Raw genomic sequence first — 18,442 nt, forward strand, 5'->3', positions numbered from 1 at the left:
CCTCCTTTGTTCCCTTCCGTTGGCTCCCATTGTTTTACGAGAGCCCAAAATGTCCGCACGTAATTTCGCAGTTAGCACGATCGCCCTGGCGGTCTCCCAAGCCTTTTCCATTTCCGCTTTTGCCGATGAAGCGCCGGCAGCGCCAGCGGAAGCCACCATGGCCGACGTGGTCGTCATCACCGGCAAGACCGGCGCCAAGGGCGCCTCGGTGGCCGGCTTCGTCGACATGCCCCTGCTGCAGACGCCAGCCTCCGTCACGGTGCTGAACCGCGAGAAGATGCAGGAGCTGAACATCCGCTCCACCACCGACGCCGCCAAGTTCGACGCCAGCATCGGCGACGCCTACAACGCCGTCGGCTACGCCGAGCAGTTCTCCATCCGCGGCTTCAAGCTCGACAACGGCAGCAGCTACCGCAAGGACGGCCTGATCATCCCGGGCGACACCCAGATCCCGCTGGAGAACAAGGAAGCCATCGAGGTGCTGAAAGGCCTGGCGGGCCTGCAGGCCGGCCTGGCCACGCCCGGCGGCATCGTCAACTACGTCACCAAGCGCCCGACCACCACGCCGCTGCGCTCCGTCACCATCGAGGCGAGCGAGCGTGGCACGCTGCTGGGCGCGGTGGACGTGGGCGGCCGCTTCGAGGACCGCCGCTTCGGCTACCGCGTGAACGTGGCCGGCGAGCGCCTGCGCTCCTACGTCAAGGGCGCGGACGGCCACCGCAACTTCATCTCCGGCGCGTTCGACTGGCAGATCTCGCCGCAGGCGCTGCTGCAGCTGGACGCGGACTACCAGAAAAAATCGCAAGTGTCGGTGCCCGGCTTCCAGCTGATCGGCAACAAGACCCTGCCCAATATCCCGGCCGACACCATGCTGAACGACCAGCCGTGGAGCTACCCGGTGCAGACCGAGAGCAGCAATATCGGCGCGCGCTTCAGCTACCAGTTCAACCAGGACTGGAACGCCACCGTCAGCGCCAACAGCCACTCCTTCAAGCGCGACGACTACACCGCCTTCCCCTACGGCTGCGGCGCGCAGGACCTGTATCCCGGCTTCTGCGATAACGGCGACTACGACGTGTACGACTACATCAGCCTGGGCGAGCGCAAGAAGCCGCAAGCCGTGCAGGCCATGGTGCAGGGCAAATTCGCCACCGGCGCCTTCAGCCACGCGGTCGCCGCCGGCTACTCCTTCTACCGCAACAGCGAGAAGTGGGGCCAGGACCTGTACGAATGGGCCGGCACCAGCAATATCTACCACCCGGTGGTGGTGCAGCCGACCGGCTTGACCAGCGGCCCGGTGAGCGAGCGCCGCAGCGACCGTGAACGCGCCGTGTTCTTCCAGGACGTGGTGACGCTGACCGAGCAGCTCAAGCTGCACGCCGGCGTGCGCCATACGCAAGTGGAGCGCGACCAGGTGGCCGCCAAGGCCCGCACCGACGAAAGCTTCTGGCTGCCCAACGTGTCGCTGGTGTTCGCGCCGCGCGCCAACGTGTCGGCCTACGCCAGCTGGGCCGAAGGCCTGGAGCGCGGCGGCATCGCGCCCAAGCGCACCAACAATGTGGCCGAGGCGCTGGCGCCGTCGCTGTCCAGGCAGATCGAACTGGGCGTGAAGGCGGACCTGTACAAGGACCTGAGCCTGGCCATGGCCGTGTTCCAGATCCGCAAAGGCCTGGAATACACCGACGCCTCCCGCACCTATGTGCGCAATGGACGCGCCGAGCATCGCGGCCTGGAACTGTCGGCACAAGGCCACGTCACGCCGGACTTGATGCTGGCCTTCAGCGCCATGGCGCTGAACACCGAACAAAGCGGCACCGGCCAGGCCGACATGGATGGCAAGCGGGTGACCAACGTGCCGAAGTTCAAGTCGACCCTGTATGCGGAATACGCGGTGCCGCAAGTGGCCGGCCTGAAGCTGAACGCCAACTGGCAGCACGCGGGCAAGAAGGCTTTCGATCCGGAGAACACCTTCTTCGTGCCAAGCTATGACACGCTGAACCTGGGCGCATCCTACGCCACCAGGATAGGCGCCACCGCCGCCACCTTCCGCGCGCAGGTCTACAACGCCACGGACAAGTTCTACTGGCGCGACGTGACGCCGGACCTGGGCGGCTACCTGTTCCCCGGCGCCGAGCGCACCGTCAAGCTGTCCGCGCAGTTCGACTTCTAATCAAAGACGTATTGCACCCGCATGGCGAAGCTTTTCGCCGTGCGGGTTGAATTCCTGCCTATCAGCCAGGCCGCTTCGTACTTGAGCTCCTGGCCGGCGCCCATCTCCCGGGAGCCGAACAGCGCCGGTCCGATGCGGTGCGAGCGCCGCTTCTCCGGCAGCCAGTCGTTCCACTTCCCCACTTCGCCAAAGCCCTGGATGCCGGGCTGCAGCCAGCTTTTCCAGCGCTGCTTCACCTGCCACTGGTAGACCAGCTGCGTTTGTTCCGGCTGGCCGGTGCGGTAGTCGCGCTGCAGGAAGGCGTTGAAATTGAACTGCGTGCGCCACACCTCGGTCTGCAGCACCGGACCGATCTCCATGCTGTAGCCGTGCGGATTCCAGTCGCTGCGGCCAACCGTGGTGTGCAGTGCCAGGTCGAAGGGGTACTGGCCCTGCGTGAGCATGTAATCGTTCTGCCACTCCACCGACGCCAGCCGCTCGCTCTTGCCGTGCATGCGTATCCAGACGGCGGACAACTCCGTGTACCAGCGCGAGGTGACGCCGTAGCCCAGGCCCAGTTCGGGCGACGAGACACTGGCGGAGCGCTTGTAGTCGGCGTTCCAGTACTTGAAATCGATGGAGGCCTGGCCTTCGACGTCGTAGGTCGAGACCAGGTAGTAGCCGGTGGCGGCGGCTGGCAGCGGCAGGGCCGCTCCCAGCGGGGCCGCAAGCAGGAAACCCAGGGCGGTGCGTGCTTTCTTCATCCTGCCAATGTAGCAGGGCTTCCCAGCACTTGCTCGACTTTCGCCAGGCGTTGTTCAGGCGCGCCGCTCACCAGCGTGTAGGCAATGCCGCGCGCGGCCAGTTCTTCCAGCAGCAGCGCGCTGACAGGGCCGCTGGCATCCTCCGGCTCGCGCATCAGGCCATCGGGCACCCAGGGCAGGTCCGGCGCGCACAACAAGGTGACGTCGTAGCGGTGCGACGCAACCAGCGCGGCCAGTTCGCTATCGATGCCGCCGAAATAGTGGCGGCTGTACACCGCCGTCATCAGCGGCGTGGTGTCGCAGAACAGGAAGCGGCGCGCCTGCGGCAAGGCCGCCTGCTCGCGCGCCACTTGCGTGCGGGCGATGTGGATCTGGTCGGAAGACAGCGGCAGGCGCGCTTCGGTGTCGACGAATTCGCGCAGGTATTCCGGCACCCAGACGGTGCGGTAGTGCTGCGCCAGGCGCGCTGCCAGCGTGGTCTTGCCGGACGACGCGGAGCCGACGATGGCCACGCGGAGCGGCCGCGTCACTTCAGCACCATCATTTCAGCACCATCGATGCGGCCGCCGCGCCGCCCTCGCCCATGGACTTCTTCCACGCCAGCAGGCCGACGGCGGCCATGGCCACGAACATGCCGTACAGGAGCGCGGTCAGCATCAGGCCCTTGTGGATGTAAAGCCCCACATAGATCACGTCGACGATGATCCAGACATGCCAGTTCTCCAGCTTCTTGCGCGACAGGAGGAACTGGCCGACCAGGCTGCCGGCGGTGAGGAAGGCATCGGTTTTCGGCACGTCGGTATCGGTAAAGCGGTGCAGGAACCAGGCCAGCACGGCGAAACCCACCGCCCAGCCGGCGGCAGCCAGCCACAGGCCGCGCCGGCTGGTGCGCGTGACCGGCAGGCGCTCGTGCGTGGCGTCGCCGTGCAGCCACTGATACCAGCCCCAGAACGACACGCTGATGAACACCAGCTGCAGCGCCATGTCGCCGTACAGGCGGGCGCCGAAGAACACCACGCCGTAGGTGGCCGAAGACAGGATGGCAAACAGCCAGGCCCAGTGATTCTGGCGGATGTTGAGCAGCACCGTCAGGATGGAGAGCACGAAGGAAATCAGCTCAATGGGTGTGGTGCTCAGCCCGAACAGGGCGAAGGATTCATTCATGGCGGGCGATCGAAGGTGAACCGCCGATTATGACGCAAAACGGGACCGGGCTCAATGTTGTGCCCGCCGCCCTGCCCTCCCCGCCTGGCGCCCGAACAAAAAAAATGGGGTCAGGGTTAATTATTCGAGCAATTGTTTCCCGAATAATTAACCCTGACCCCATTTTTTGGTCAGGTACTTTTATTTTTTGGGGTACTTGATGGTCATTTCCTGCAGCAGGTTGTCGGCGTGGTCGACTTCCTTCATCACCCACAGCATGTAGCGGATGTCGAGGTGGATGGCGCGGGTGATGGCGGGGTCGAAGTACCAGTCCTTGGTGATCGATTCATAGGTGGAGTCGAAGTTCAAACCGATCAGCTCGCCGCGCTTGTTCATCACCGCCGAGCCGGAGTTGCCGCCGGTGGTGTCGGCGCTGCTCAGGAAGTTGACCGGCACCGTGCCCAGCACCGGGTCCTTGAACTGGCCGTAGCGCTTGGCCTTCACGGCGTCGATCAGGCTGTCCGGCGCGATGAAGGGATCTTTGCCGGTGTGCTTTTCGACGATGCCTTCCACGGTCGTGAACGGGCCCTTGGTCAGGCCGTCCTTCGGCGAGTAGGCCGACACGGTGCCGTAGGTGACGCGCAGGGTGGAGTTGGCGTCCGGGTAGACCGGCTTGCCCTGGGATTTTTTCCAGGCGATGACGGCGGCCATGTATTGCGGCACCACGCGTTCCAGGTTGCCGTCCACTTCCATGCGGCGCTCTTCCAGCGACTGGCCAATAGCGTGCAGCTTGACGGCCAGCTTGAGGAAGGCGTCGTCCGAGGCGGCGATGGCGTCGGCGTCCTTGTCCATCAGCGCCAGGCGTTCGGCGGTGGCGCCCAGTTTGGTCTGCGCGTACAGCGTCGGCACGTCGGCCGCCGCAGGCAGCAGCGCGTCCAGGCCCTGCGGGTGGGATTTGGCGGCCAGCTTGGCGTAGCGCGCCAGGCCGCCGGCGAAGCGGGCCTGGTCCACCTTGGCCGTGAACGACTGCTCGAGGCGCGTCAGGCGGGCCTTGATGGGGCCGACGTCGCGCTGCTGGTAGCCGGCCTTGCGCTCGGCATCCGGCTTTTGCTTTTCCAGCGCCAGGCGGTGCAGGGTGCGCGCGCTTTTCAGCAGGTCGCTATTGGTGGCCACGCCCCAGGCGAATTCTTCGTCCGCCAGCGCCATGTCGGCGGCGATCGCCGCGTCCAGCTCGGACAGCATGGCGGCCGACACGCCCGGCTGTTTGGCGTACCAGGCGCGGAATTCGGCGTCCTGCGCGTCCTTCAGGGCAGCCAGGTCCGTGCGCGCGAAACCGTCCATCAGGCCCAGCGTCTTTTTCATGCGGTTGTTGATGCTCTTGACCACGCTGGCGTAGCGCACCACGCCCGCTTCGTCGCCCTTGGTGGCGGCGGCGATGGTGTCCAGGTCGGACTGGTATTCGGCCGCCTGCAGCGGGTAGGCCGCGTCGCGCGCGTTGCGAATTTCAACCGGCAGCTTGTAGCGGCTGGTGCGGCCGGGATAGCCCGCCAGCAGGATCGGGTCGCCGTTCTTCAGGCCTTCGGCGGACACCACCAGGAAGTCCTTCGATTGGTACGGCACGTTGTCCGGCGAGGGGTCGGCCGGGCGGCCGTCCTTGCCCACGTAGGCGCGCAGGAAGGAGTAGTCGCCGGTGTGGCGCGGCCATTCGTAGTTGTCGATGTCGCCGCCGTAGTTGCCGATCTTGTCGGACGGCGCGTACACCAGGCGCACGTCGCGGATCTGCATCTGGCGGATGCGGTAGTACTCGGCGCCGCGGTGGAAGCTGGGCACCGAGCAGCGGTACATCTTGTCGGTTTCGCATTCGGCGACCAGGGCCTTGATGCGCTTTTGCGCTTCTTCGTGGCGCGCCTTGCCGCCCAGTTTATCCAGGCCGGCCAGCACGCGGGCGCTGACGTTTTCCACCTTGTCGGTCACGTACACCTGCAGGTTGGGGCCGCCCGGCAGCTCGGCGGCGCGGGTCTTGGCCAGGAAGCCGTTGGCGATGTAGTTGTGCTCGGGCGTGCTGTTGCGCTGGATGGCGCCGTAGGCGCAGTGGTGGTTGGTGACCACCAGGCCGTGCGGCGACACGAAGGATGCGGAGCAGCCGTCGGTGGAGACGATGGCGCTCATCGGATGCTTGGACAGGTCGGCCAGTTTTTCAGCCGGGATGGCGATGCCGATGCGTTTCAGCTCGGACTTGAGCTGGGGCAGCTGGTGCGGCTGCCATTGGCCCTCGTCGGCGTGGGCAGGGCTGAAGGCGGCCAGCAAGGCGGCCGGCAATGCTGAAAAAGCAAGCGATTTGAACAAGATGATCCCCTAATGTGAAAAGCTGCGGCAGTATAGACCTTGCGCCTGCCGCTGAAAATGCTTTTTAGCTATTGCGGCCCGGCAGGCGCATGCTGACGCGGCAGCCCTGCTCATCGCCGTACGTGACTTCCAGCGTGCCGCCACAGGCCCGCAGGCGTTCGCCGATGGCCAGCATGGCCAGCGCCTGGCGCTGGCGGCGTCCCGGGACGGCCGCCCCGCCGCCGATGCCGCTGTCGCCTGCGCCGTCGTCGGTCAGCAGCAGCTGTACGCCGGCAGTGCCGTTGCGCCGCAGGCTGACGGCCACCGCGCTGGCGCCGCCATCGCGCTGCAGCGATCCCAGTGCTGCCTGCAACTGGCGGAACAGCAGCAGCGCCGCGCCGCCGTCCAGGCAGCCGAACACGCCCTCGTCGGGCACGTCCAGGGTGCAGGCCATGCCGCTGCATTTGCGGAACTCGGCCAGTTGCCAGTCGATGGCCGCTGGCAGGCCCAGTTCCAGCACGGCCGGGCGCAACTGGTTCATGGCGCCGCGCACGCTGCGCAGCGTCACATCGACGTTTTCCAGCGCGGCGGCGGCGCGGCGGTGCAGCCGCCCCTGGCGCGGCAGCGCGCGCAGGTGCAGCAGCTCGGCCTCCAGCCGCAGCGCCAGCAGGTTCTGCGCCACCTCGTCGTGCAGGGTGCGCGCCATGGCCAGCCGCAGCGCCTCCTGCTCGGCCGCCTCGTGCGCGCCCAGCTGGCGCAGACTGCGCTCGCTGTCGGCGCGGGCGGCCAGCTGCTGGCGCAGCAGCGCATTGTCGCGCTCGAGCGCGGCGTGGCGCTCGTCCTGCGCGGACGCGGCAGCGCTGCCGCGCGGCGCGATCACCAGGCAACACAGGCCCGAGCCGGCCACGCGCCTGGCCTCGATGCGCACGGCGCCAGCGCCGGGTATACCGGCAAACAGCTGCGTATCCAGGGCGGCGTTGCCTTCCCCGCCGAGCAAGGCGGCGGCGAACGCGCGCCAGCGCGGCTGCTCGTCCGGCGCCAGGTAGCGCTCAAACGGCTGGCCTTGCAGAGCGGCGGCGTCTTGCGCCAGCAGCGCGGCGCCGGCCTGGTTGGCGCACAGCACACGCCCGTCCGGGGCCAGCGCATAGGTGCAGGCAGGCGACTGCTCGAACAAATACCGGGGCAGGGCCTGCCCGGCCTGCGCCTGCTGGCTGCTGCGCTGCAGCGCCGACAGCGCATGCTGCTGCAGCTCCAGCTCGATTTTGCTGAGCTGGAGGGTCTGCCACTGGCGCAGCGCGTCGCTGCCCGGATGCCGGCCCGCCCCCCGGCTCATGGGACGCCTCCGCTATCGCCTGCCGCCTTGCTCAGTGCGCGCAGCCGCGATTCCAGCTCCTTGGCGCCGGTGATGTTGACGAAGGTGAGCACCAGGCCGTCGATCACGTTGTCCAAGGTGCGGTAAGGCATGATGCGCACGGTGAACCAGCGCCCGTTGCGGGTGGGGATCTGCTTCTCGCAATACACCAGGGAGCGCAGCACTTCATTGGCATCGTCTTCCAGCTCGGGGTAGACCAGGTCGTTGGCGATGTCGCTCAGCGGGCGCTGCACGTCGCTGGCGATCAGCTTGTAGATCTGCGCGGCCTGGGTCGTGAAACGGCGGATGCGCAGCACGTTGTCGAGGAAGATGGTGGCGATGTCGGTGCTGTTGAGCAGGTTCTTCATGTCGCTGTTGACCAGCGACAGGTCGTCCACCTTCGATTGCAGCTCCGCGTTCACGGTGTAGAGTTCTTCGTTGAGCGACTGCATCTCTTCCTTCGAGGTGGTGAGCTCTTCGTTAGTGGACTGCAGCTCCTCGTTGGTCGATTGCAGCTCTTCGTTGGCAGAACGCAGTTCTTCGCGCGAGGTCTGCATTTCGTCCCGCACCGACTGGATTTCCAGGCGCGCCTGCGCCAGCTGCTGTTCCAGCTCGGCCACGCGCGGATTGGCGGAACGCGAGCGCCGCCCGGCCGGGCGCGGCGCGCTGGCGAAGGTCACCAGCACCATGCCGTCCAGCACCTCGCCCTCCCCCAGCCGCTCGGCGCTCAGGTCCACTGCCAGTTCCTGGCCGGCGCCGTCCTTGACCACCAGGCCGCGCAGCACTTGCAGCCCGTCCTCGCGCACCGCGCGCTGCAGCAGATCGTCCAGCTCGTAGCGCAGGCTGTCGCGCGCCATGGCGTGGATGTTCCAGTTGGCCTTGCCCGCCGCCGGTTCCAGGTAGACGCCGGTACGGCCGTGGATGTAGAGGATGTCGCCGTCGTGGTTGAGCAGGACGGCCGCGGGGGTATGCTTTTTCAGCAGCAGTTGCTCAACCTGCGATTGAAGATTGCCGTTCATGGATGCCGACCTGCCTTCGTTGGGAATAGGGGCGACCGCCGCCACCCTGGTTGGAAAGTAATGCACCAGCCTGTGGGTGCTGGCATCGAGCCGCTGGTAGATGCGGCTCACGCCGGGCATCGGCGCGAACAGTTCGGTGAACTGGCCGGGCGTGTCGGCACTGCCCAGCAGGAGCAGGCCCTCGCGCTTGAGCGCGTAGTGGAACAGCGGGATCAGGCGCTGCTGCAGCTTGGCGCTGAAATAGATCAACAGGTTGCGGCAGCTAAGCAAGTCCAGCTTGGTAAACGGCGGGTCCGAGATGATGTTCTGCTGGGCGAAGATGATCATGTTGCGCAATTCCTTGCGCACCCGGTAGCCCTGCTCGTCGGCCACGAAGAAGCGCTGCAACCGCTCCGGCGAGACATCGGCTTCGATGCTGCGCGCGAACTGGCCGTTGCGGGCGCGGTCGATGGCGTCCGGGTCCAGGTCGGTGGCGAAGATCTGCAGCGTGTACTTGGCCCTGGGGCTCACGTGCTCGACCGCTTCGCTGAACACGATGGCCAGCGAATAGGCTTCCTCGCCGGTGGAGCAGGCCGGCACCCAGGCCTTGAAGGCGGCGCCGTCCGGGTGTGCTGCCAGCAGCTGCGGCAGGCCCACGGTCTTGAGCTGCTCCCATACTTTCTGGTCGCGGAAGAAGTTGGTCACGCCGATCAGCATTTCCTTGAACAGCAGCTGCACCTCGCCCGGATTGTCGTGCAGCAGCCTGACGTAGGAGTCCAGCGAAGCGCACTGATGCAGCGCCATGCGGCGCTCGATGCGGCGCATCACCGTGTTCATCTTGTAGTCGGAGAAATCGTTGCCGGTGCGCGCCAGCAGAAACTGCAGCAGCTCGTTGAGGGCGTTGCGGCGCTGCGCGCCCGGCACCACGCGCAGGGCCTGCTGGTTGGCCAGGCGGCTGGCGATCAGGGCCGGCATCTCGCCGGGCAGCGCGACCAGGTCGGCGCTGCCGGAATCGATGGCGCTTTGCGGCATGGCGGCGAAGCGCGCCGAACCGGGCTGCTGCGCCAGGGTCAGGCCGCCGCGCTCCTGGATGGCGCGCAAGCCGGCGCTGCCGTCGCTGCCCATGCCGGACAGCACCACGCCGGTAGCCAGGCTGCCGCAGGCCACGGCCAGCTCGCCGAAGAAATGGTCGATCGACAGGCGCTGGCCCAGCACGCGCTGGCGGTGCGCCAGGTGCAAGGTGCCTTGGCTGTAGCCCAGGTCGCGGTCGGGCGGAATCACGTACACGCTGCCGGCCTGGACCTGCATGCCGTCGGCCACCTGCAGCACCGGCATGGCCGTCACGCGCTGCAGCAGTTCCGGCAGCATGCCGGTGTGCTGCGGGTCCAGGTGCTGCACCACCACATAGGCGAAGGGGCTGTCCGGCGGCACTGCCGCCAGCAGGTCGCAGATCGGCTCCAGCCCGCCGGCGGATGCGCCGATGCCCACCACGGGAATGGCGTCCGGGGAGACGGGGGACGGTGCGGCGATATTGCTGGTTGTCATCGGTGCGGGCGGCTGGCGGGGGCTAAGATCGATTGCCGATTATACAAAGCGCCCCGCGCGAATGCCAGCGCCCGCTGGCTTCGGCCTTGCTGGCGGTGTGCCGACGCGGCGGCTAAGGGCCGGCGCCGGCATGCCAGCCGCCGCCCAGGGACTGGATCAGGGCCACAGCCGTGGTCTGGCGGTCGGCCTGGGCCTGCAGCAGGGCGCGGCGCGCGCTCAGCGCCGTCACCTGGGCTTGCACCACTTCGGTGTAGGCCACCTGGCCGGCGCGGTAGCGGTTGAGCATCTGCTGCTCGACCTGGTCGGCGGCGGCGGCGGCCGTGCGGCGGTGCGCCTGCTGCTGCTCCAGGGCGCGGCTGGCGGCCAGCTGGTCTTCCACGTCGGCGAAGGCGGCCAGTACGGTCTGCCGGTAGCGGGCGATGGCCGCGTCGCGCGACGCCTCGGCGCCGGCCACGCGGGCGCGCGTGGCGCCGGCGTCAAAAATGGTCTGCGCGGCGGACAGGCCGAGCGACCACAGGCTGTTGGACGCGTTGAACAGGCCGGAAGCCGCGCTGGCGCCGAAGCCGTAGGAGGCGCTCAGGTTCAGGTTGGGGAAGTAGGCGGCGCGGGCGATGCCAATCTGCTCGTTGGCGGCGGCCACGCGGCGCTCGGCGGCGGCAATGTCCGGGCGGCGCTGCAGCAGCGCCGACGGCACCACGGCGGGAATGGCGGGCACCACCGCCCCGCCCCACGCGGCCGGCTCGGCGCCGGCCGGCGAGGCGACCATCAGCGGCGGCGCCATGACCATGCGCCCGGAGCCGTCGGGCTGCGGGCCCGCCGCCGCGGCAGCCGGCTGTGTGGCGCCGGCCTCGGCGCCCGCGGGTTGCGCGGCGGCCCGCGCAGCAGCGGCCCGCGCCGCGCCGGGCTGCGCGCCGGCCCCCGCTGCCGATGACGGCTGGGCCAGGCTGGCCGCCTGCGGCAGCGGAGCCAGGGTGAATTCGGCCGGCGCCTTGCCCAGCAGGACAGCGATGGCATGTTCAAGCTGGGCGCGCTGACGCACGATGCCGATCAGGTCGATGCGGGCGTTGGCCAGCTGGGTTTCAGCTTGCAAGACATCCGATTTGGCGGCGATGGCGGCGCTGAAACGGTTGCGGGTGATCTGCAGCACGCGCTCGTAGCCTTGCACGGTGGCGTCCAGCAGTGCCTGTTGCGCGTCGGCCTGGCGCAGCGCGAAGTAGTTGGCGGCCAGCTCGCCCTGGGCCGACAGGCGCGCGGCGGCCAGGTCGGCGGCGCTGGCGGCCGCGCTGGCGTTCGCCCCCGCGCTGGCGGCGCCGAGGCGGCCCCAGATGTCCGGCTCCCAGCTGCCGCCCAGGTTCACGCGGTAGGCGCTGGCGGTGCGGGTGCCGCCGCCGCCGCCGCTGCGGTTGGCGCTGCCGTTCAGGTCCACCGCCGGAAACAGCTGCGCGCGCTGCTCGGCCACCAGTGCGCGCGCCTGCGCGTAGGACGCGGCGGCGGCAGCCACGTTCTGGTTCGATACCTCGATGGACGCGGCCAGGTCGTTCAGCACCGGGTCGCCGAACAGGGTCCACCATGGGCCGCGCTCCAGCGTGTCGGCCGGCGCGGCCGGCGCCCAGCCGTCGGCCTCCTTGAAGGCGGCGGTGTGCGGCGTGGCGGGCACGTCGTATTTCGGCCCGACGGCGCAACCGGCCAGGGAGAACGCCGCCAGCAAGGCCAGCGAGACGGGAGTGACAGTGTGCTTGTTCATGGCGTGCTCGGCTCGGCAGTTGCCTGCCTGCTCAATTGGATTTCGGATTCGCTGCGGCTGCGCAGCCTGTCCATCAGGATGTAGACCACCGGCGTGGTCAACAGGGTCAGCAGCTGGCTGGCGACCAGGCCGCCGATGATGGCAATGCCCAGCGGCTGGCGCAATTCGGAACCTTCGCCGAAGCCTATCGCCAGCGGCAAGGCGCCCAGCGCGGCAGCCAGCGTGGTCATGAGGATGGGGCGGAAGCGCAGCAGGCAGGCTTCGCGCACCGCCTGCACCGCCGTCAGGCCGCGCGCGCGCTCGGCCTCCAGCGCAAAGTCGATGATCAGGATGGCGTTCTTCTTGACGATGCCGATCAGCAGGAACACGCCGATCAGCGCAATGATGGAAAACTCCATCTTGAACATCAGCAGCGCCAGCACCGCGCCCACGCCCGCAGACGGCAAGGTGGACAGCACGGTGACCGGATGGACCAGGCTCTCGTACAGGATGCCCAGCACGATGTAGATGACCACGATGGCCGCCAGGATCAGCAAGGGCTGCTGCTTGTTGCTGTCGTCGGCCGCCTTGGCCGTGCCCTGGAAGCTGCCGCGCACGTTGTTGGGCATGCCGATGTCGGCCTCGGCCTGCTTCACGGCAGCCTGGCCGTCGCTCAGGCTGGCCCCTTCGGCCAGGTTGAAGGACACCGTGGTGGCCAGTTCGCCGTCCTGGTGGTTGACCGAGGTGGGCGTGGCGCTCTCGGCGAAACTGGCGATGGCCGGCAGCGGCGCCATCGCCGCCACCGCGGTGCTCAGCGCGGAACCGGTGGAGGCGTCGCGCGCGGCCGCCACGTTGTTCGATCCGCCGCCCGCGCCCCTGGCGGACACGTACACGTCCTTCAGCGCCTCCGGGCTCCTGGCGTATTCCGGCGCCACTTCCATCACCACCTTGTACTGGTTCAGCTCATCGTAAATGGTGGCCACCTGGCGCTGGCCGAAGGCGTTGTAGAGCGCATTGTCCACGTCGCGCACGCCGATGCCCAGCCGGCTGATGGTGTCCTTGTCGATGGTGACGAAGGTTTCCACGCCGTTCTCGGCCTGGTCGGTGTCCACGTCGATCAGCTCCGGCTGCTGCTTCATTGCGTCCGCCAGCTTGCCGGCCCAGGCTTTCAGGTCGGCCCGGTTGTCGCTCTTGAGGGTGTACTGGTAGGTGGAATTGCTGGAGCGCCCGCCCATGCGCAAGTCCTGCACGGTGTTCAGGAACAGCGACACGCCCGTCACCTGCGCCAGCTGCGGGCGCAGGCGCGCAATGACGGCCTGGCCCGACTCGCTGCGCTCGGACGCCGGCTTGAGGTTGATGAACATGAAGCCGCCGCCGGCGCGCGAGCCGCCGGTAAAACCCACCACGGTGGCCACCGCCGGGTCGCGCTTGATGATGTTGACCAGCTGGCGCAGCTTGCCCTGCATGGCCTGGAAGGAGATGCTCTGGTCGGCGCGCATGCCGCCGTTGATCTGGCCCGTGTCCTGCTGCGGGAAGAAGCCCTTGGGCGCGGCCGCGAACAGGTAGACGTTCAGGCCGACCACGAACACCAGGATGGCCATCACCAGCCAGACGCTGTGCAGGGCCCAGTCCAGCGCGTGCTCGTACACGCGCAGCACGGCCTGGAAGGCGCGCTCGAACAGGCGCGCCACCCTGCCCTCGGGCTTGCCGCCGTGGCCGGGTTTCAGCAGCCAGGCGCACATCATGGGCGTGGTGGTGAGCGAGATCACCAGCGAGATCATGACCGCCACCGACAGGGTGACGGCGAATTCGCGGAACAGCCGTCCCACCTGGCCGCCCATGAACAGCAGCGGGATGAACACCGCCACCAGCGACACCGAAATCGACAGCACCGTGAAGCCCACTTCGCGCGCGCCCAGCAGCGCGGCCTTGAAGCGGTCCATGCCGGCCTCGATGTGGCGCGCGGTGTTTTCCAGCACCACGATGGCGTCGTCCACCACGAAGCCGGTGGCCACCGTGAGCGCCATCAGGCTCAGGTTGTTCAGGCTGAAGCCGAGCAGGTACATCACGCCGAAAGTGCCCAGCAGGGACACGATGGTGGCCACCGCCGGGATGATGGTGGCGCGCGCGCTGCGCAGGAAGGCGCTCACCACCAGCACCACCAGGATGATGGAGATAACCAGGGTCAGCTCGATTTCGTGCAGCGAGGAGCGGATGGAATTGGTGCTGTCGGAGGCCACTTCCAGCTTCACGTCCGGCGGCAGCTGCGCCTGCAGCTGGGGGATCAGGGCGCGCACGCCGTCCACGGTTTCAATCACGTTGGCACCGGGCTGGCGCGTGACCAGCACGATGACGGCCGGTTCGCCGTTGAACAGGCCGAGGGTGTTCTTGTTCTCCGCGCCGTCCTCCACGGTGGCGATGTCGCGCAGGCGGATGGCCGCGCCGTCGCGCCAGGCCACCACCAGGTCGCGGTAGTCCACCGCGGTCGGGCGCCCCTGCGGATTGCCGGCGCCGGCACCGGCGGCGGCGCCGGGCACCAGGCCGCTCACGCGGGCCGGCGCGGAATAGATCTGCAGGCGGCGCTCGTCGCCCTCCAGCGCGCCCTTGGGGCGGTTGGCGTTGGAAGCCTGGATGGCGGCGCGCACGTCCTCCATCGAAATGCCGTAGCGGTTCACGGCGTAAGGCAGCAGTTCCACGCGCACCGCCGGCAGCGAGCCGCCGCCGATCTCCACGTCGCCCACGCCCTGCACCTGCGCCAGCTTCTGCTGCACGATGTTGGACACCGCCTCGTAGATCTGGCCCGGCTTGCGGGTGGGCGAGGTGAGCGCCAGGATGATGACGGGCGCGTCGGACGGGTTGGCCTTGCGGTAGGTGGGGTTGCTGCGCAGCGTGGCCGGCAGGTCGGCGCGCGAGGCGTTGATGGCGGCCTGCACCTCGCGCGCGGCCGCGTCGATCTTGCGGTTCAGGTCGAACTGCAGGCTGATACGGGTGGAGCCGCTGCCGGACGACGACGTCATTTCGTTGACGCCCGCGATCACGCCCAGGCGCCGCTCCAGCGGCGTGGCCACGCTGGAGGCCATGGTGTCCGGGCTGGCCCCCGGCAGGCTGGCGCTGACCGAGATGGACGGGTAGTCGACCTGCGGCAGCGGCGACACCGGCAGCACGAAGAAGGCGCCGATGCCCGCCAGGGCCATGCCGACGGTGAGCAGCACCGTGGCGATGGGGCGCCGGACGAAGGGTTCGGACAGGTTCACGGCTGCGCTCCCGGCGGCACGGCGCGCGGCGGCGGCGGTTCGGCGCCAGGCGCAGCGGCGGCGCCCTGCCCTGCGCCCTGCCCTGCATCCTTGCCGGCCCGGCCACGCCAGCGCTGCGCCAGGCGGTCGAAGCCCAGGTAGATCACCGGCGTGGTGTACAGGGTCAGCACCTGGCTGACGATCAGGCCGCCGAAGATGGCCAGGCCCAGCGGCCGGCGCAGCTCGGCGCCTTCGCCAAAGCCCAGCATCAGCGGCACGGCGGCAAACAGCGCGGCCAGGGTGGTCATCAGGATGGGGCGGAAGCGCAGCAGCGCGGCCTGGTGGATGGCCTCGCGCGGCGATTTGCCTTCATCCCGCTCCGCCTCGATGGCGAAGTCGATCATCATGATGGCGTTTTTCTTGACGATGCCGATCAGCAGGATGATGCCGATGATGCCGATCACGCCCAGGTCCTGGCCGCTGACCATCAGCGCCAGCAAGGCGCCCACGCCTGCCGACGGCAGCGTGGACAGGATGGTGAGCGGGTGGATATAGCTCTCGTACAGCACGCCCAGCACGATGTAGACGCAGATCACGGCCGCCAGGATCAGCCACAGCTGGTTCGACAGCGAGGCCTGGTAGGCGCCGGCCGCGCCGAGGAAGGTCATGGTCACCGACGGCGGCAGCCGGATTTCCTCGGCCGCCGCGCGCACCGCCTCCACCGAGCGGCCCAGCGACACGCCGGGCGCGGTGTCGAAGCCCAGCGTGGTGGCGGGATACTGCGCCACGTGGGTGATCTGCAGCGGCGCCGGCCGCTCGGTGATGGCGGCCACCGCCGACAGCGGCGTGGGCTTGCCGGAGCCGGTCTTCAGCTGCAGGTTGCCCAGCGACTCGGGGGTGGTCAGGGTGCCCGGCTGGGCTTCCAGAATCACGCGGTACTGGTTGGTCTCGGTGAAGATGGTGGAGACGATGCGCTGGCCGAAGGCGCTGTAGAGCGCGTCGTCGATGGCGGCGGCGGTGATGGACAGGCGCGAGGCGCTGTCGCGGTCGATGGTGACCTGGGCCGCCACGCCGGTGGCGCCGGCGTCCGACACCACGTTGCGCAGCTGTTCATGCTTCTGCATCTGCGCGGCCAGCTTGCCGGCCCATTCGGTGACGGTGGCGGTGTCCGCGCCTTCAAGCGACACGCGGTATTGCGTGGGGCCGGATTCGGCGTCGATGGTGAGGTCCTGCGTGGGCTGCAGGTAGACGGTGACGCCGGCCACGGCCGCCACGCGGCGGCGCAGGCGCTCCATGATCTGGTCCTGGTGGCCGCGCTGCTCCTTCAGGTTGATCAGCATGCGCCCGGTGTGCAGCATGGTGTTGTTGGCTGCGTCCACGCCCACCACGGAGCTCAGGGTGGCCACGTCCGGGTCTTCCAGGATGGCGCCGGCGGCGGCTTGCTGCAGCTCGGCCATGCGGCTGTACGACACCGCCTGCGCGGTTTCGATGCGGGCCTGCAGCTGGCCGGTGTCCTGGGTGGGGAACAGGCCCTTGGGGATGAACACGTACAGCAGCACCGTCAGCCCCAGCGTGGCCAGCGCCACCAGCAGGGTCAGGCCCTGGCGGCGCAGCACCCATTGCAGCGAAGTGTCGTAATGGCCGATCACCTTGTCGAAGAAGCGCTGCACGCGGGCGCCGAAAGAATGGGGGGCGTCGTCCTTGTGGCTGGTGAGCCAGCGCGCCGACATCATGGGCACCAGGGTGAGCGAGACCACGGCGGAGATCAGGATGGTGATGGCCAGCGTGACGGCGAATTCGCGGAACAGGCGGCCCACCACGTCGCCCATGAACAGCAGCGGAATCAGCACGGCGATCAGCGACACGGTGAGCGAGATGATGGTGAAGCCGATCTGCGTGGCACCCTTGACGGCGGCAGCCATCGGCGTTTCGCCCTCCTCGATGTAGCGGGCGATGTTTTCAATCATGACGATGGCGTCGTCCACCACGAAGCCGGTGGCGATGGTGAGCGACATCAGGCTCAGGTTGTTCAGGCTGTAGCCCAGCAAATACATCAGGCCGAAGGTGCCCACCAGCGAGATCGGCACGGCCAGGCTGGCGATGACGGTGGCGCGCACGCTGTGCAGGAAGAAGAAGATCACCAGCACCACCAGCAGCACGGCCAGCACCAGCTCGAACTCCACGTGCTTGACGGAGGCGCGGATGCCGGTGGTGCGGTCGCTCAGGATGTCCACCTTGAGCGCGCCGGGCAGGCCGGCCTGCAGCTCGGGCAGGCGCGCCTTGATGGCGTCCACGGTGGCGATGACGTTGGCGCCGGGCTGGCGCTGCACGTTCAGGATGATGGCCGGCGTCAGGCCGCCCGCGGTGCCGGACCAGGCGCCCAGCTTGACGTTTTCCGCGCTGTCGACCACGCGCGCTACTTCGGCCAGGCGCACCGGGGCGCCGTTGCGGTAGGCCACGATGAGGTTTTTATAGTCCCCGGCCGTCACCAGCTGGTCGTTGGCGTTGATGGTGAAGGAACGCGTGGGGCCGTCGAAGCTGCCCTTGGCGCTGTTGGCGTTGGCGCCGGTGATGGCGGTGCGCAGCGTGTCCAGGCCAAGGCCGTTGGAGGCCAGCGCCTGGGTGTCGGCCTGGATGCGCACGGCCGGGCGCTGCCCGCCGCTCAGCGAGACCAGGCCCACGCCGGACACCTGGCTGATCTTCAGCGCCAGCCGGGTGTTGACGATGTTCTGCACTTCCGTGAGCGGCATGGTGTCGGAGGTGATGGCCAGGGTGAGCACGGGGGCGTCGGCCGGGTTGACCTTGGCGTACACGGGCGGCGCGGGCAGGTCGGTCGGCAGCAGCGAGCCGCCGGCGTTGATGGCGGCCTGCACTTCCTGCTCGGCCACGTCCAGGGTCTGGCCCAGGCCGAACTGCAGGGTGATCATGGACACGCCGGCCGCACTGGTGGAGCTCATGCGCTGCAGGCCGGACATCTGGCCAAACTGGCGCTCGAGCGGGGCGGTGACGGTCTGGCCCATCACTTCCGGGCTGGCGCCGGGGTACAGCGTCTGCACCTGGATGGTGGGGAAATCGACTTGCGGCAGGGCCGACAGCGGCAGGAACTTGAAGCCGACCAGGCCGGCCAGCACGATGGCCAGCATCAGCAGCGAGGTCGCTACCGGGCGCTGGATGAAGGGGCGGGACGGGCTCATGGCGCGCCGCCCGCTGC

The 18,442-nt window shown here is 68.3% G+C and carries 10 protein-coding genes; 1 reads left to right on the forward strand and 9 read right to left on the reverse strand.

Features of this window, described 5'->3' with window-relative positions:
• The first annotated feature begins 49 nt into the window (after positions 1-49).
• Entirely contained in the window at positions 50-2,170 is a 2,121-nt protein-coding gene (locus ASC94_RS16885) for a TonB-dependent siderophore receptor (protein WP_056397129.1), read from the forward strand.
• Here ASC94_RS16885 and ASC94_RS16890 read toward each other — a convergent pair.
• The 9 genes from ASC94_RS16890 to ASC94_RS16930 all read right to left on the reverse strand — a co-directional run bounded on the left by ASC94_RS16890 (position 2,167) and on the right by ASC94_RS16930 (position 18,425).
• Positions 2,167-2,913 carry a hypothetical protein gene (locus ASC94_RS16890; protein ID WP_056397132.1) on the reverse strand — a complete coding sequence of 249 codons (747 nt, stop codon included), beginning with the start codon at positions 2,911-2,913 and terminating at the stop codon, positions 2,167-2,169. The two genes, ASC94_RS16885 and ASC94_RS16890, sit on opposite strands and share 4 nt — an antisense overlap.
• Positions 2,910-3,443 (reverse strand): AAA family ATPase, encoded by a 534-nt coding sequence (locus tag ASC94_RS16895; protein ID WP_229417302.1) that lies wholly within the window; start codon positions 3,441-3,443, stop codon positions 2,910-2,912. Before ASC94_RS16895 ends, ASC94_RS16890 begins: the two co-directional genes overlap by 4 nt.
• Positions 3,444-3,453: 10 nt before the next feature.
• Positions 3,454-4,077, reverse strand: a complete 624-nt coding sequence (pnuC, locus tag ASC94_RS16900; RefSeq protein WP_056397138.1) for a nicotinamide riboside transporter PnuC — start codon at positions 4,075-4,077, stop codon at positions 3,454-3,456.
• Positions 4,078-4,257: 180 nt separating this feature from the next.
• The gene (locus tag ASC94_RS16905; protein ID WP_056397145.1) at positions 4,258-6,402 is read right to left on the reverse strand and encodes a S46 family peptidase; all 2,145 of its coding nucleotides are present in this window, start codon (positions 6,400-6,402) and stop codon (positions 4,258-4,260) included.
• Positions 6,403-6,466: 64 nt separating this feature from the next.
• Entirely contained in the window at positions 6,467-7,714 is a 1,248-nt protein-coding gene (locus ASC94_RS16910) for a sensor histidine kinase (RefSeq protein WP_056397148.1), read from the reverse strand.
• Positions 7,711-10,275 carry a chemotaxis protein CheB gene (locus ASC94_RS16915; RefSeq protein WP_056397151.1) on the reverse strand — a complete coding sequence of 855 codons (2,565 nt, stop codon included), beginning with the start codon at positions 10,273-10,275 and terminating at the stop codon, positions 7,711-7,713. Before ASC94_RS16915 ends, ASC94_RS16910 begins: the two co-directional genes overlap by 4 nt.
• A gap of 112 nt (positions 10,276-10,387) precedes the next feature.
• Positions 10,388-12,019, reverse strand: a complete 1,632-nt coding sequence (locus ASC94_RS16920; RefSeq protein WP_056397153.1) for a TolC family protein — start codon at positions 12,017-12,019, stop codon at positions 10,388-10,390.
• Complete coding sequence (locus ASC94_RS16925; protein WP_056397155.1) at positions 12,016-15,252, reverse strand: efflux RND transporter permease subunit; 3,237 nt, start codon at positions 15,250-15,252, stop codon at positions 12,016-12,018. Before ASC94_RS16925 ends, ASC94_RS16920 begins: the two co-directional genes overlap by 4 nt.
• Positions 15,249-18,425 carry an efflux RND transporter permease subunit gene (locus ASC94_RS16930; protein ID WP_082616593.1) on the reverse strand — a complete coding sequence of 1,059 codons (3,177 nt, stop codon included), beginning with the start codon at positions 18,423-18,425 and terminating at the stop codon, positions 15,249-15,251. Before ASC94_RS16930 ends, ASC94_RS16925 begins: the two co-directional genes overlap by 4 nt.
• Positions 18,426-18,442 lie beyond the last annotated feature (17 nt).

The organism is Massilia sp. Root418 (genome assembly GCF_001425265.1).
Taxonomy (GTDB): Bacteria; Pseudomonadota; Gammaproteobacteria; order Burkholderiales; family Burkholderiaceae_D; genus Rugamonas.